Origin of the sequence: Halomonas sp. A11-A, from assembly GCF_003182195.1 — a bacterium.
In the GTDB taxonomy this organism is placed as follows: Bacteria; Pseudomonadota; Gammaproteobacteria; order Pseudomonadales; family Halomonadaceae; genus Halomonas; species Halomonas alkalicola.
Genome location: NZ_QGTM01000004.1, coordinates 168,902 through 181,698 on the forward strand (window position 1 = coordinate 168,902; position 12,797 = coordinate 181,698).

Genomic DNA, 12,797 nt, shown 5'->3' on the forward strand with positions numbered 1-12,797 from the left:
CGCCCCGGCGGCACGCCTACCACCCGTATACGCCACCTCCACAAGGACACAGACATGCTCAGCTTTGCACTCGGCATCGGTACCCAGAACACCCAGGGCGACTGGCTGGAAGTCTACTATCCGGCACCCCTGCTCAACCCCGACGCCAGCCTGGTGGAAGCCGCCGCCAAGGCCCTGGACGCCCCCGCCGGCAACGCCACGGTGAGCTTCCTGCCCGAGCAGTGCGCCGAGCTCGCCAGCGCCCTTCGCGAGGCCGGCCACGCCGACCAGGCGGAGCTGGCCGAGTCGCTGGCCGCCAGCACCCGCCCGCTAGTGGCCATGTTCCTGGAGAAGGACAGCGCCCCCGAGACGGCCCCGGAGGTCTATCTCAAGCTGCACCTGCTCTCCCACCGCCTGGTCAAGCCCCATGGCCTGGACCTCACCGGCATGTTCGGCCTGCTACGCAACGTGGCCTGGACCAGCGAGGGTCCCATCGACGTCCAGGAGCTCCCCGCCCGCCGCCTCAAGGCGCGCCTGGCCGGCCGCCCCCTCTCGGTGGATTGCGTCGACAAGTTCCCCAAGATGACCGACTACGTGGTGCCCAGCGGCGTGCGCATCGCCGACACCGCCCGGGTGCGCCTGGGCGCCTACCTGGGCGAGGGCACCACCGTGATGCACGAGGGCTTCGTCAACTTCAACGCCGGCACCGAAGGCCCCGGCATGATCGAAGGCCGCATCTCCGCCGGCGTGATGGTCGGCAAGGGCTCGGACCTCGGCGGCGGCTGCTCCACCATGGGCACCCTCTCCGGCGGCGGCAACATCGTCATCAAGGTGGGCGAGGGCTGCCTGATCGGCGCCAATGCCGGCATCGGCATCCCCCTGGGCGACCGCTGCACCGTGGAGGCGGGCCTCTACCTCACCGCCGGCGCCAAGGTCACCCTGCTCGACGACCAGGGCCAGGAGGTTCGGACCGTGGCCGCCCGCGAGCTGGCCGGCCAGGATGACCTGCTGCTGCGTCGCAACTCCCAGAACGGCCGCATCGAGTGCCTGACCAACAAGAGCGCCATCGCGCTCAACGAGGCACTGCATGCCCATAACTGATCCGGCCGGCCTCTCGCCCACCCTGCAGCTCGCCTTCGAGCTGATCCGGCGCCCCTCGGTGACGCCGGATGACCTGGGCTGCCAGGCACTGATGATCGAGCGCCTCGCGGCGCTCGGCTTCCGCATCGAGCGGCTGCCCTTCGGCGACGTGGAGAACTTCTGGGCCACCCGCGGCCACCACGGCCCGCTGCTGGCCTTCGCCGGCCACACCGACGTGGTACCCAGCGGCCCCCACACCCGCTGGGACTATCCGCCCTTCGAGCCCTGCATCGACGACGACGGCATGCTGCGCGGCCGCGGCGCCGCCGACATGAAGGGCAGCCTCGCGGCCATGGTCACCGCCGTGGAGCGCTTCGTGGCGGCCCATCCGGAGCATCACGGCCGGATCGGCTTTCTGATTACCTCCGACGAAGAGGGCCCCGCGGTGGACGGCACCCGGGCGGTGGTGGAGCACCTGCGCGAGCGCCACGAGCGGCTCGACTACTGCATCGTCGGCGAGCCCTCCTCCACCGCCCGGCTGGGCGACGTGATCAAGAACGGCCGGCGCGGCTCGCTGGGCGGCGTGCTGCATATCAAGGGGCTCCAGGGCCATGTGGCCTACCCGCACCTGGCACGCAACCCCATCCACCAGGCGCTGCCGGCCCTGGACGCCCTGACCCGGGAGCACTGGGACAGCGGCAACGACTTCTTCCCGGCCACCAGCTTCCAGATCTCCAATATCCGCGCCGGCACCGGCGCCACCAACGTCATCCCCGGCGAGGTGGAAGTGGTCTTCAACTTCCGCTTCTCCACCGAGGTGACCCACGAGCAGCTGCGCCAGCGCACCGCGGCGATCCTCGACGCCCACGGCCTCGACTACCAGCTCGACTGGACCCTGAACGGCGAGCCCTTCCTCACCGCCGAGGGTGAGCTGGTCGAGGCGGCCGTGCTCGGCGTGGAGGAGGTGATGGGGCATCGCCCGGAGCTCTCGACCTCGGGGGGTACGTCAGATGGCCGCTTTATCGCCACTCTGGGCAGCCAGGTGGTGGAGCTGGGCCCGCTCAACGCCACCATCCACCAGGTCAATGAGCGCATCCGCGCCGCCGACCTGGACGAACTGAGCCGAGTCTATGAGGCGATCCTGAAGCGCCTGTTCATCAACGGCAGCGCCCGACCCTGAGGCCGACATGACATCCGACAGCCAAGCGCGCTATCCCGATATCGAGATCTACCTGGCCCAGCCCTCGGTGGAGGCCATCGGCGAGTGGCTCGTCGCCGCTATCGGCGCCGCGCCGCTCTCACCTGCCGGCAAAGGCAAGTGGCGCACCCGCGGCCAGCACGACGGCGAGGAGATCCCGGTGCTGCTGGTGGAGAAGGCCGCCGACGGCTTCGCCAGCCTGTGGTTCGACAGCCCCCACACCCCCTGGGAGAGCGATGCGGCCTGCGCACGCGCCGCCGCGGCGCAGGTGGGCTGCGAGGTGCGCTGCTCGCTGGGCGGCTGGCACCCCGGCGGCGACCCGGACCGCTTCCTCAAGGTGCTGCCCGACGGCAGCGAGAGCGAGATCGACTGGCCCGACTCGGGGCACTGAGCCCTCCACACCGGCTGCCCCCACAACGACAGCGCCCCGCACGATGGCGGGGCGCTGTTCTGGAGCGGGCCTGCTTCAGGTAATCACGGTGACGTCGTCGGCCTGCAGCCCCCGCTCATTCTCGATGATGTGGTAGCGGACCTTCTGCCCCTCGGCCAGGGTACGATGGCCGCGCCCGCGGATGGCACGGAAGTGGACGAAGACATCCTCGCCGCTGTCGCGGGTGATGAAACCGTAGCCCTTGTTGACGTTGAACCACTTCACCTCGCCGATCTCGCGATCGTCGTTCTCGACCTCGGCCAGATTGACCAGCTGCGGGGTGAGCACGTTGACCGCCAGGGTGGCGACCAGCAGCAGCAGGAAGACCGCCAGCGCCACGGCCAGGTAGACCACGGCGATGCCGCCGATCTCGAGGCTCTGGAACAGCGCCTCGGCGAGCTCGCCGCCGGCAAGGTGAACAAAGAGGGCGATCAGCAGGGGCGCGGGAGCGGCCAGCAGCAGGCTGACCAGGCTGCAGCGAAACATGACCTTTCGATTCATGGACTCGAGTGACTCTCTTGTTGGTGATGAACGTAATAGACAACCACAGGCAGGTGCCACGGTGAACGATGACACGCAGCGGAATGATTCTAGCATGAGCGCCGATCGGGCGTCCCTTGACCTGGCACAGCGCCTCGAGGCGCTGGAGAGCCGGATCGCCCACCAGGAACACTGGCTCGACACCCTGGACGAGGCCGTCGCCACCCAGGAGCGGCGACTTACCCGGCTGGAGCGCATCAACGACCTGATGCAGGAGAAGATTCGCGAGCAGCAGCGGGCGCTGCAGGAGGGCGATGCGACGGCCCCCGGCCCTCTGGACGAGGTGCCGCCGCATTATTGACCCGAGCTTCAAGGAGCATGAGCGGCGCCGGGGATAGGCCTGGAGGGGGTCTTTTTCCAGGGAAGGAAAAAGTAGCGTACAGGGACGTATTTACAGCGCCCCCGAACAGGCCTGTCGCCGGGTAAGCCGCCTCGGATCTTGTCGCTGGTTTACAGCTCGTCCAGGTAGCGCTCGGCATCCAAGGCCGCCATGCAGCCGCTGCCGGCGGAGGTGATGGCCTGGCGATAGACGTGGTCCATGACGTCGCCGGCGGCGAACACGCCCGGCACGCTGGTGGCGGTGGCGTTGCCCTCGAGGCCGGACTTCACCCTGATGTAGCCGCCGTTCATCTCGAGCTGGCCCTCGAAGATGCCGGTGTTGGGGCTGTGGCCGATGGCGATGAAGACGCCGGGCGCGGCGATCTCCTTCGTCTCGCCGCTCTCGGTGGAGCGAATGCGCACCCCGGTAACGCCGCTGCTGTCCCCCAGCACCTCGTCGAGGGTGTGGTTCCACTCCAGCACCACCTTGCCCTCCTCCGCCTTCTGGAACAGCTTGTCCTGGAGGATCTTCTCGGCGCGCAGGCTGTCGCGGCGGTGCACCAGGGTCACCTTCGAGGCGATGTTGGCCAGATAGAGCGCCTCCTCCACGGCGGTATTGCCGCCGCCCACTACCACCACCTCCTGGTTGCGGTAGAAGAAGCCGTCGCAGGTGGCGCAGGCCGAGACCCCCTGGCCCATGAACTGCTGCTCCGAGGGGAGCCCCAGGTAGCGGGCGCTGGCGCCGGTGGCGATGATCAGGGCGTCACAGGTGTAGGTGCCGTTGTCGCCCTTGAGGGTGAAGGGTCGGCTGCGCAGCTCCACCTCGTGGATATGGTCGAAGAGCACCTCGGTATCGAAGCGCTCGGCGTGGCGCTTCATGCGCTCCATCAGCTCCGGGCCCTGCACGCCGGCATCGTCACCGGGCCAGTTGTCCACGTCGGTGGTGGTGGTCAGCTGGCCGCCCGCCTGCATGCCGGTGATCAGCACCGGCTTCAGGTTGGCGCGGGCCGCGTAGATGGCGGCGGTATAGCCCGCCGGGCCCGAGCCCAGGATGATCAGGCGTTCGTGACGCACATCGCTCATGGAAGACACCTCGTGGGTAACGTTCAGGTTCTGAAGTGGCGCCATTGTAGCAGCCAATGCAGGGATCCGGGCACGGTGGGCGGCGCCATAGCGCAGGGCTATCGCCGCCGTCAGCCTTCGTGCATGGGGACTCCCCGGCCGTCGTCGGCCTGTCACGGGACGACGCTATCCTGGGATGACCCTTGCCATGGAAGATGGCGGCCCGGCGTCACCGTTTCAAGCGGCCTGACGGGCAGCGGTTGAAAACGCCGCCTATCATGACCATGTCTCTAGAGTACCAGGATGGTTCGTTCACTCTCCGCGATGAGGAGGACACCGATGAGCACCGACGCGACCCCCGATACCCTCAAGACCCTCGAGGTCGGCAACAGGACCTACCACTACTACAGCCTACCCGAGGCCGCCGCGGCGCTGGGCGACATCGAGCGGCTGCCCAAGACGCTGAAGATTCTGCTCGAGAACCAGCTGCGCTTCGCCGATGACGAGAGCGTCACCCGGGAGGACATGCAGGCGCTGGTGGACTGGCAGAAGGAGGCCCGCTCCGACCGCGAGATCGGCTATCGCCCGGCCCGGGTACTCATGCAGGACTTCACCGGGGTGCCGGGCGTGGTGGACCTCGCCTCTATGCGCGCCGCGGTGGAGTCACTGGGCGAGGACCCGGCCCGCATCAACCCGCTCTCCCCGGTGGACCTCGTCATCGACCACTCGGTGATGGTAGACAAGTTCGGCAACGCCACGGCCTTCAGGGACAACGTGGCCATCGAGATGGAGCGCAACCGCGAGCGCTACGAGTTCCTGCGCTGGGGCCAGCAGGCCTTCGACAACTTCCGGGTGGTCCCCCCCGGCACGGGCATCTGCCACCAGGTCAACCTGGAGTACCTGGGCAAGACGGTCTGGACGAAGGAGGAGGACGGCCGGACCTTCGCCTACCCCGACACCCTGGTGGGCACCGACTCCCACACCACCATGATCAACGGCTTGGGCGTGCTCGGCTGGGGCGTGGGCGGCATCGAAGCCGAGGCCGCCATGCTCGGCCAGCCGGTCTCCATGCTGATTCCCGAGGTGATCGGCTTCAAGCTTACCGGCAGGCTGCGCGAGGGCATCACCGCCACCGACCTGGTGCTCACCGTCACCGAGATGCTGCGCAAGAAGGGCGTGGTGGGCAAGTTCGTGGAGTTCTACGGCGACGGCCTCAAGGACCTGCCCCTGGCCGACCGCGCCACCATCGCCAACATGGCCCCGGAATACGGCGCCACCTGCGGCTTCTTCCCGGTGGACGACGAGACCCTCAACTACCTGCGCCTGACCGGCCGCGACGACGCCCAGGTGGCGCTGGTGGAGGCCTACAGCAAGGCTCAGGGCCTGTGGCGCGAGCCCGGCGACGAGCCGATCTTCAGCGATACCCTGCACCTCGACATGAACGAGGTGGAGGCCAGTCTGGCCGGCCCCAAGCGTCCCCAGGACCGCGTGGCCCTCGGCGACATGCGTGCGGCCTTCGAGAAGGTCATGGAGGAGGACGGCAAACCGCTCTCCTCCGCCGAGGCCAGCGTGGAGAAGGACAGGCTGATGGCCGAAGGCGGCCAGACCGCGGTGGGCGTCGAGCGCAGCTATGAGCACGCCGACAGCCAGGACGTCGACCTCGACGGCACCCAGTTCCGGCTCGATCCAGGCGACGTGGTGATCGCCGCCATCACCTCCTGTACCAACACCTCCAACCCCAGCGTGATGATGGCCGCCGGCCTGCTGGCCCGGAAGGCGCGCGAGAAGGGGCTTGCCACCCGGCCCTGGGTGAAGACCTCGCTCGCCCCCGGCTCCAAGGTGGTCACCGACTACCTGGCCGCCGCCGGCCTCGACGAGGACCTCGACGCCCTGGGCTTCCATCTGGTGGGCTACGGCTGCACCACCTGCATCGGCAACTCCGGCCCCCTGCCGGAACCCATCGAACGCGCCATCGAGGCGGGTGATCTCACCGTGGCCTCGGTGCTCTCCGGCAACCGCAACTTCGAGGGCCGGGTCCATCCCTTGGTGAAGACCAACTGGCTCGCCTCGCCGCCCCTGGTAGTGGCCTATGCGCTGGCCGGCAACGTGCGCTGCGACCTGACGCAGGACCCCATTGGCACCGGCAGCGACGGCGAACCGGTCTATCTGAAAGACATCTGGCCGAGCCAGGCGGAGATCGCCGAGGCGGTGGCCCGGGTCAACACCGGGATGTTCTCGAAGGAGTACGCCGAGGTGTTCGACGGCGACGACGTCTGGAAGGCCATCGAGGTCCCCGAGAGCAAGGTCTACGAGTGGCCCGAGTCCACCTACATCCAGCACCCCCCCTTCTTCGAGGGCATGGGGCGCGAGCCCGACGCCATCGAGGATGTCGAGGACGCCCGCATCCTGGCGCTGCTGGGCGACTCGGTGACCACCGACCATATCTCGCCGGCCGGCAGCATCAAGCCCGACAGCCCCGCCGGGCGCTACCTGCAGGAGCGCGGCATCAGGCCGGTGGACTTCAACTCCTACGGCTCCCGGCGCGGCAACCACGAGATCATGATGCGCGGCACCTTTGCCAACGTGCGCATCAGAAACGAGATGCTCGACGGCGTGGTGGGCGGCGAGACCCGCCACGTCCCCTCCGGCGAGCAGATGGCGATCTATGACGCCGCCATGCGCTACCAGCAGGAGGGCACGCCCCTGGTGGTGATCGCCGGCAAGGAGTACGGCACCGGTTCCAGCCGTGACTGGGCCGCCAAGGGCACCCGCCTGCTCGGGGTGCGCGCTGTGCTGGCCGAATCCTTCGAGCGCATCCACCGCTCCAACCTGATCGGCATGGGCGTGGTGCCGCTGCAGTTCCCCGAGGGGGAGAGCCGCCAGAGCCTCGGCCTGACCGGCGACGAGAGGGTCTCCATCGCGGGGCTCGCCGAGCTCACCCCGGGCGGCAAGGTGAAGGTCACCATCAAGAGCGACAAGGGCGAGAAGCACATCGAGGCGCTCTGCCGCATCGACACCGCCAACGAGCTGGCCTACTACCGCCACGGCGGCATCCTCCACTATGTGCTGCGCCGTATGATTGGGGCCGCCTAGGTGGGGCCGCCCAGGTAGTCTGACCTGCCGCCGATGACGCCTTGAGCGCTGCCATGTAAACCAGAAAGGCCCTGCCGGTGAACCGGCAGGGCCTTTTTCATCTCATTACATAGTGCTTCTGATTCACGTCACGAGCGAAGATAGGCTGGCTGCCGCCGGAGCAGAGCAACCGGAGTTGACTGGCTGCTCAATGAGGATTGCGAGCACCGCCGGCGGCCAGCATATCGAGCGCAGTAGTGAATCAGTGCACTATCAGAAGGAACGGCGGCGGTAGAGGCGATACTCCGGCGTCCAGCAGTTGCGCTCGATGGCGGCGCGCAGCTTGATGCCGTCGGTCTTCAGCGCCACGCCCTCGCCCTGAGCCTGGGCGGCCACGTCGAAGGCGATCGCCTTGGAGAGCTCACGGATCTTCGAAAGCGGCGGCAGCAGCGCGCCCTCCCCCTCCTTGACGATCGGCGCCTCGCGCGCCAGCGCCCGGGAAGCCGCCATCAGCATGTCGTCGGTGACCCGCTTCGCGCCGGAGGCCACCACCCCGAGGCCAATGCCCGGGAAGATGTAGGAGTTGTTGCACTGGGCGATGGGGTAGGTGCGCCCCTCGTACTCCACCGGCGCGAAGGGGCTGCCGGTGGCCACCAGGGCCGCGCCCTCGGTCCAGCGGATCACATCCTCGGGCAGCGCCTCCGCCTGGGAGGTGGGGTTGGAGAGCGGCATGATCACCGGCCGCTCGCAGCCGGCGTGCATGGTGCGCACCACTTCCTCGGTGAAGATGCCGGGCCGGCCGCAGACGCCGATCAGCACCGTGGGCTTGATCCGACGGATCGTCTCCACCAGCTCCTGCCCCTGCCAGCCCTCGGTCAGCGCCGGGTCATGGGCCAGGCGCTTCTGGAAGTCGCGCAGCCAGGTCTGCTCCGCGGTGACCAGCCCCTCACGATCCACCATGAAGACCCGGGCGCGGGCCTCCTTCTCGGTGAGCCCCTCGGCCTGCATGGCCACCACCACCTGCTCGGCGATGCCGCAGCCGGCGGAGCCCGCCCCCACGAACACCACCCGCTGCTGGCCGATGCCCTCGTCGCGCGCCTCGCAGGCGGCCATCAGGGTGCCCACCACCACCGAGGCGGTGCCCTGGACGTCATCGTTGAAGCAGCAGAGCTCATCGCGATAGCGCTCCAGCAGCGGCACCGCGTTGGCCTGGGCGAAGTCCTCGAACTGCAGCAGCACATTGGGCCAGCGGCGCTTCACCGCCTCGATGAACTGGGCGATGAAGGCGTCGTACTCCTCCTGGCCGATGCGCTCATGGCGCCAGCCCATGTACATGGGGTCGTCGAGCAGCGCCTGGTTGTTGGTGCCCACGTCGAGCATGATCGGCAGGGTGTAGGCAGGGCTGATGCCGCCGCAGGCGGTGTAGAGCGCCAGCTTGCCGATGGGGATGCCCATGCCGCCGATGCCCTGGTCGCCGAGGCCGAGGATGCGCTCGCCGTCGGTCACCACGATTACCTTGACCTGATTCTTGGTGGCGCTGCGCAGGATGTCATCCATGCGATCGCGATCCGGGTAGGCGATAAACAGCCCGCGGTGGTTGCGATAGATGTTGGAGAACTCCTGACACGCCTTGCCCACGGTCGGCGTATAGATGATCGGCAGCATCTCCTCGAGGTGTTCGGACACCAGGCGGAAGTAGAGGGTCTCGTTGTCGTCCTGGATGGCACGCAGGTAGATATGCTTGTCCAGGTCATTCTGGCACTGGCGATACTGCCGGTAGGCCCGCTCCAGCTGCTCCTCGATGGACTCCACGCACTGGGGCAGCAGGCCGATCAGGTTGAACTCGATGCGCTCCTCCTGGCTGAAGGCGCTGCCCTTGTTGAGCAGCGGCATCTCCAGCAGCGGAGGGCCGGCATAGGGAATATAGAGGGGGCGCTTGGTTTCAGTGGTCATCTCTGCTCTCGGTGCGGTGACTGGAACGGGCCGTTAGCGCTCTGGCGGCGCTTTTGGAACACTTTACCACGCCCCAAAAGCGCGCGCCCCGGCCTGGGCCGGGGCGCGAGATCACGCGAAGTTCACCCTTCGATGCCGCGGCTCAGCAGCCCTTGGCCGCCGGCTGGCGGGCCGCCTCGCCCTCGAAGAAGAGGGGGCGCAGACGCACGCCGATCATGTTGCCGGCGAAGGCGGCGATGAGCCACACCCAGCCGTGCAGGCTGCCGGAGGCGATGCCGCCGAAGTAGGCGCCGATGTTGCAGCCGAAGGCCAGGCGGGCACCATAGCCGAGCATGATGCCGCCGATCACCGCCGCCAGCACCGACTTGGCCGGGATGCGGAAGTTGGGGGCGAAGCGCCCGGCCAGGGAGGCGGCGACCAGGGCGCCGATCATGATGCCGACGTTCATCACCGTGGTGATGTCGCTCCACACGCTGGCCTGCAGGGCCGCCGCGTTGCCAGGGGCCTGCCAGTAGCCCCAGCCGGTCACGTCGCCGCCCAGCAGCTCGAAGCCCTTGGCGCCCCACAGGGCGAAGGCACCGGTCACGCCCCAGGGGCGTCCGGCCAGGGCCAGGGTGGCGTAGTTGAGCAGCGCCAGGGCCACGGCACCGAAGAGCAGCGGCCAGGGGCCGGTGAGCCAGCGGCGGTTGCCGGCATCAATGCGCGGCGTCTGCTCCAGCTGGCCATGGCGGCGCTTCTCCATCACCACGGTGAAGGCGGCAATGGCGGCGAAGAGCGCGAGGCTCACCACGATGCCGCCGCCCACGCCGGCGCTCTGCACCAGGGAGACCGGCTGCAAGGCGGGCAGGCTCTGCCACCAGGCGAAGTGGGCGGTGCCGATCACCGAGCCCACCACGAAGAACAGCAGGGTGATCAGCATGCGGGCGTTGCCGCCGCCGGCAGTGAAGAGGGTGCCGGAGGCACAGCCGCCCCCCAGCTGCATGCCGATGCCGAACAGGAAGGCGCCGAAGATCACCGAGACGCCAACCGGGGCCACATAGCCGCTCACCTCGGTGCCGAAGAGGGTGCCGGCGCCCAGGGCGGGGAAGAAGAGCAGCACGGCGATGGCCAGCATCACCATCTGGGCGCGCAGGCCACGGCCGCGGCGCTCGGTGATGAAGACCCGCCAGGCGGCGGTGAAGCCGAAGGCGGCATGGTAGAGCACCATGCCCAGCAGGCCGCCGATCACCATCAGCGCGCCGATGCGGGCGCCGAAGGCGGAGCCGACAGCCAGGGCACCCAGCAGCAGGGCGCCGGCGGCCACCGCGGGCACGGAAAGTCGTGAGCGTCGGGTCAGGGCGAGTTCACTCATGGCGGGCTCTCTCGGTAGCATCAGGACAGGCGGGGCGCGCCCGTGGATGAGAGCATGCTAATCATCTATGCAAAGAACGCAAAAGAATTTAAATGAAAATCCTAAGACGAAAATGACATAAATTAATAAGCACTATCACCTCGATAGCGTCAGGGCATGGGTATAAACGGCGAAAGGGGCCAGAAGGCCCCTTTCACGACAGCCGGGTTGGCGATCAGACGAAGCGACCCAGACCCACCGCCTGGCGCAGGCGATCCATGAAGGGGGCCGCCTCGGCCCGAGCGCGTTCGGCGCCCTTGTGCAGCACCGCCTCGATGTGGCCGGGGTCCTCCAGCAGTGCCTGGTAGCGCTCGCGGGGCTCGCGCAGCTGCTCGTTGAGGGTCTCGAAGAGACGATTCTTGGCCTCGCCCCAGCCGATGCCGTTCTCGTACTCGGCACGCATGGCGGCGGTCGCCTCCGGACCGGAGAAGGCCGAGTAGATCTGGAACAGGGTGCAGGTGTCGGGGTCCTTGGGCTCGCCGGGCTCCAGGGAGTTGGTCTTGATCTTGCGCACCAGCTTGAGCAGCTTCTTCTCGGGCGTGAACAGCGGGATGGTGTTGTTGTAGCTCTTGGACATCTTGCGCCCGTCCAGGCCATTGAGCACCGCCACGTTGTCGTCGACCACCGCCTCGGGCTGGGCGAAGTAGTCGCCCTTGTAGAGGTGGTTGAAGCGCCCGGCGATATCGCGGGCCATCTCGATGTGCTGGATCTGGTCGCGGCCCACCGGCACCTTGTTGGCGTTGAACATCAGGATGTCGGCGGCCATCAGCACGGGGTACCCGAACAGCCCCATGGTGATGCCCTTGTCGGGGTCCTGGTTGCCGGCGGACTCGTTCTCCGCCACCGCGGCCTTGTAGGCGTGGGCGCGGTTCATCAGCCCCTTGGCGCAGACGCAGGAGAGCATCCAGGTGAGCTCGGGGATCTCGGGAATATCGGATTGCTGATAGAAGATGGCATTGTCGGTATCCAGCCCCAGCGCCAGCCAGGTGGCGGCGATCTCAAGGCGCGACTCCTGCACCCGGCGCGGCTCCTGGCACTTGATCAGCGCATGCAGGTCGGCCAGAAAATAGTAGGACTGCACGTTCGGGTCCTGGCTCGCCTCGATGGCGGGCTTGATGGCCCCGACGTAGTTGCCCAGGTGGGGCGTACCGGTGGTGGTGATGCCGGTGAGAACGCGGGTCTTCTCGGAAGCTGCACTCATGGGGTAGGCGGACTCTGCTGTTCGTAAATGACGGCTATGGTAACGCGCAGCCCACCGCAAGGCGACCGGGGTCACTCGGCGACGGCGGCCTTGCCGTAGATTCGCCGGTACTCCTCGGGCAGGCGCCGCGGGCGGCCGCTGGAGAGTTCGATGCAGGCGAAGCGGGTGCGGGCCCGCAGCAGGGTGCGGCCATCGGCGGGGCGAATCAGCTGGAAGCGGCGGGTCAGGGTGAGGCGGCTGTCATCGGCGATGATCCAGGTGGCCAGGGCCAGGCGGTCACCCTCGAAGGCCGGCGCCAGGTAGTCCAGCTCATGGCGATGCACCGCCATGCCGCGATCCAGCTCGCGGTAGCGCTCGAGGGTCAGCCCCAGGGAGTCGGAGTGGGCCCAGCTCACCTGCTCGATCCAGCGCAGGTACTCGGCGTTGTTGACGTGGTCGTACTCGTCGATGGCCGAGGGCTCGACGACGAGCTCGATGAAAAAGGGCTCGGGAAGATCCCACTCCATGGCACGCTCCTCGCAGATCCATCGGGGGGCGCTGCGCCCCCGCCGCTCCAGCGGGCGTCGAAGACGCC

At 67.9% G+C, this 12,797-nt stretch carries 11 protein-coding genes; 5 read left to right on the top strand and 6 right to left on the bottom strand.

From position 1 onward, the window contains the following. Positions 1-54: 54 nt before the first annotated feature. The 3 genes from dapD to DER72_RS05260 are packed head-to-tail and all read left to right on the top strand — an operon-like array spanning position 55 to position 2,648. Positions 55-1,080 carry a 2,3,4,5-tetrahydropyridine-2,6-dicarboxylate N-succinyltransferase gene (dapD, locus tag DER72_RS05250; protein WP_110068941.1) on the top strand — a complete coding sequence of 342 codons (1,026 nt, stop codon included), beginning with the start codon at positions 55-57 and terminating at the stop codon, positions 1,078-1,080. Then, positions 1,067-2,239 (top strand): succinyl-diaminopimelate desuccinylase, encoded by a 1,173-nt coding sequence (gene dapE / locus DER72_RS05255; protein ID WP_110068942.1) that lies wholly within the window; start codon positions 1,067-1,069, stop codon positions 2,237-2,239. Before dapD ends, dapE begins: the two co-directional genes overlap by 14 nt. A 7-nt stretch (positions 2,240-2,246) precedes the next feature. Then, complete coding sequence (locus DER72_RS05260; protein ID WP_110068943.1) at positions 2,247-2,648, top strand: hypothetical protein; 402 nt, start codon at positions 2,247-2,249, stop codon at positions 2,646-2,648. A 75-nt stretch (positions 2,649-2,723) separates the two neighbouring features. Here the strand turns inward: DER72_RS05260 and DER72_RS16580 are convergent, their stop codons facing one another. Continuing rightward, positions 2,724-3,188 carry a cold-shock protein gene (locus tag DER72_RS16580; RefSeq protein WP_110068944.1) on the bottom strand — a complete coding sequence of 155 codons (465 nt, stop codon included), beginning with the start codon at positions 3,186-3,188 and terminating at the stop codon, positions 2,724-2,726. Positions 3,189-3,282: 94 nt separating this feature from the next. On the opposite strand from DER72_RS16580, the gene DER72_RS05270 reads away from it, so the two are divergent. Then, complete coding sequence (locus tag DER72_RS05270) at positions 3,283-3,528, top strand: SlyX family protein (protein WP_110068945.1); 246 nt, start codon at positions 3,283-3,285, stop codon at positions 3,526-3,528. A 149-nt stretch (positions 3,529-3,677) separates the two neighbouring features. Here the strand turns inward: DER72_RS05270 and trxB are convergent, their stop codons facing one another. Then, a complete protein-coding gene (trxB, locus tag DER72_RS05275) occupies positions 3,678-4,628 on the bottom strand; it encodes a thioredoxin-disulfide reductase (RefSeq protein ID WP_110068946.1) in 951 nt (316 codons plus the stop codon). A 318-nt stretch (positions 4,629-4,946) separates the two neighbouring features. On the opposite strand from trxB, the gene acnA reads away from it, so the two are divergent. Further along, positions 4,947-7,700 carry an aconitate hydratase AcnA gene (gene acnA, locus DER72_RS05280; protein WP_110068947.1) on the top strand — a complete coding sequence of 918 codons (2,754 nt, stop codon included), beginning with the start codon at positions 4,947-4,949 and terminating at the stop codon, positions 7,698-7,700. Positions 7,701-7,952: 252 nt separating this feature from the next. Here acnA and DER72_RS05285 read toward each other — a convergent pair whose 3' ends face one another. From DER72_RS05285 to DER72_RS05300, 4 genes are all read right to left on the bottom strand, one after another. After that, positions 7,953-9,632, bottom strand: a complete 1,680-nt coding sequence (locus DER72_RS05285) for an NAD-dependent malic enzyme (protein WP_110068948.1) — start codon at positions 9,630-9,632, stop codon at positions 7,953-7,955. 142 nt (positions 9,633-9,774) lie between these two features. Continuing rightward, on the bottom strand, positions 9,775-10,983 hold the full coding sequence (locus tag DER72_RS05290) for a YeeE/YedE family protein (protein WP_110068949.1): 1,209 nt from the start codon (positions 10,981-10,983) through the stop codon (positions 9,775-9,777). 214 nt (positions 10,984-11,197) lie between these two features. Further along, positions 11,198-12,223, bottom strand: a complete 1,026-nt coding sequence (locus DER72_RS05295; protein ID WP_110068950.1) for a tryptophan--tRNA ligase — start codon at positions 12,221-12,223, stop codon at positions 11,198-11,200. A gap of 71 nt (positions 12,224-12,294) precedes the next feature. Next, positions 12,295-12,729: a thioesterase family protein gene (locus DER72_RS05300; RefSeq protein ID WP_110068951.1), complete on the bottom strand. Its 435-nt coding sequence runs from the start codon at positions 12,727-12,729 to the stop codon at positions 12,295-12,297. Between the last annotated feature and the right edge of the window lie 68 nt (positions 12,730-12,797).

Excerpts from the sequence above, each read along its gene's own strand:
- DER72_RS05260 (WP_110068943.1), top strand. The coding sequence starts at position 2,247 with ATGACATCCGACAGCCAAGCGCGCTATCCCGATATCGAGATCTACCTG.
- DER72_RS16580 (WP_110068944.1), bottom strand. The coding sequence starts at position 3,188 with ATGAATCGAAAGGTCATGTTTCGCTGCAGCCTGGTCAGCCTGCTGCTG.
- dapE (WP_110068942.1), top strand. The coding sequence starts at position 1,067 with ATGCCCATAACTGATCCGGCCGGCCTCTCGCCCACCCTGCAGCTCGCC.
- DER72_RS05270 (WP_110068945.1), top strand. The coding sequence starts at position 3,283 with ATGAGCGCCGATCGGGCGTCCCTTGACCTGGCACAGCGCCTCGAGGCG.
- DER72_RS05300 (WP_110068951.1), bottom strand. The coding sequence starts at position 12,729 with ATGGAGTGGGATCTTCCCGAGCCCTTTTTCATCGAGCTCGTCGTCGAG.
- DER72_RS05295 (WP_110068950.1), bottom strand. The coding sequence starts at position 12,223 with ATGAGTGCAGCTTCCGAGAAGACCCGCGTTCTCACCGGCATCACCACC.
- trxB (WP_110068946.1), bottom strand. The coding sequence starts at position 4,628 with ATGAGCGATGTGCGTCACGAACGCCTGATCATCCTGGGCTCGGGCCCG.
- DER72_RS05290 (WP_110068949.1), bottom strand. The coding sequence starts at position 10,983 with ATGAGTGAACTCGCCCTGACCCGACGCTCACGACTTTCCGTGCCCGCG.
- dapD (WP_110068941.1), top strand. The coding sequence starts at position 55 with ATGCTCAGCTTTGCACTCGGCATCGGTACCCAGAACACCCAGGGCGAC.
- acnA (WP_110068947.1), top strand. The coding sequence starts at position 4,947 with ATGAGCACCGACGCGACCCCCGATACCCTCAAGACCCTCGAGGTCGGC.
- DER72_RS05285 (WP_110068948.1), bottom strand. The coding sequence starts at position 9,632 with ATGACCACTGAAACCAAGCGCCCCCTCTATATTCCCTATGCCGGCCCT.